Origin of the sequence: Micromonospora fiedleri, from assembly GCF_016774385.1 — a bacterium.
Classification (GTDB): domain Bacteria; phylum Actinomycetota; class Actinomycetes; order Mycobacteriales; family Micromonosporaceae; genus Micromonospora; species Micromonospora gifhornensis.
On the sequence record NZ_JAETXL010000127.1, the window covers coordinates 1 to 438 of the forward strand.

The window sequence follows — 438 nt, forward strand, 5'->3', positions numbered from 1 at the left end:
GCGGGCGGGTGGGCGTGTAGTAGGGCGGTGGTGGAGGGTGGCGGGCCGGCCCGAGCGACCGCGGTGCGACGTCCGGCGCGGGCGGAGGCGTCCCATCGGTGCGGCGGCAGCAGGGCGGCGAAGCGGTGCGTCGCGCCCCGGCGGGCGGCCTCGCCGGTGTGGGTGGCGAGCGCCGCGACCGAGGCCGGTGGCGGGTCACCGTCGAGCCGCGCCGGGACGGCCAGGCCGCTGCCGTCTGCGCTGAACGGTGCGTGCGGCGGGTCGCCGACGCGGGCGTACCCGTCGATCATCCGGAGCACGGTGGTGGCGCCCAGCGGCGGCGCCGGCTCACCCGGACCGGCCCCCCGCCAGCCAGCGAGCAGGACGCATACGGCGGCGGCCGGCCCCGCGGGGGGGGGGGCGGAGTCGGTCTCACAGACAGGTGTGCGGCACGTAGCG

The 438-nt window shown here is 80.4% G+C and carries 1 pseudogene; it reads right to left on the reverse strand.

Going from position 1 to position 438, the window contains the following annotated elements:
- Positions 1-290 (reverse strand): annotated as a pseudogene (locus JMF97_RS30950) (FtsK/SpoIIIE domain-containing protein); the annotation flags it as partial.
- Positions 291-438 lie beyond the last annotated feature (148 nt).